At 66.5% G+C, this 427-nt stretch carries 1 pseudogene; it reads left to right on the top strand.

The window, feature by feature from the left end:
- Positions 1–380 (top strand): annotated as a pseudogene (locus tag LDO54_RS39265) (ABC transporter ATP-binding protein/permease); the annotation flags it as partial.
- Between the last annotated feature and the right edge of the window lie 47 nt (positions 381–427).

The following is a 427-nucleotide window of genomic DNA, read 5'->3' as shown; positions in this document are numbered from 1 at the left end:
CGCGGGCCTCTGGCCGTTCGGCGAAGGCTCGATCGACGCGCCCGTGGATGCGCGCATGATGTTCATCCCGCAGCAAAGCTATCTGCCGATCGGCACGCTCAAGGCGGCGCTCACCTACCCCGCGCACGCCGACGCCTACAGCGACGAGGAATGCCGCGAAGCGCTGCGCGCGCGTGCTGCTGCACAAGCCCGACTATCTGTTCCTCGACGAAGCGACCAGCGCGCTCGATCCCGACAACGAAAGCCGTCTCTACAAGCTGTTCATGGAGCGTCTGCCGAAGGCGGCGATCGTGAGCGTCGCGCATCGCGAATCGCTCTCGATGTATCACGACGAGACGCTCGAAATCGCGCGCTCGCCTGAGGAGCGCGTGGCCGCGTGAGTATCGCGGCCGACGAGGCAGCGGATGACGCAGCCGATCATGCGCGC

Source organism: Paraburkholderia tropica (assembly GCF_914484835.1).
GTDB lineage: Bacteria > Pseudomonadota > Gammaproteobacteria > Burkholderiales > Burkholderiaceae > Paraburkholderia > Paraburkholderia tropica_A.
This window is presented reverse-complemented; position numbering and strand designations above follow the sequence as displayed.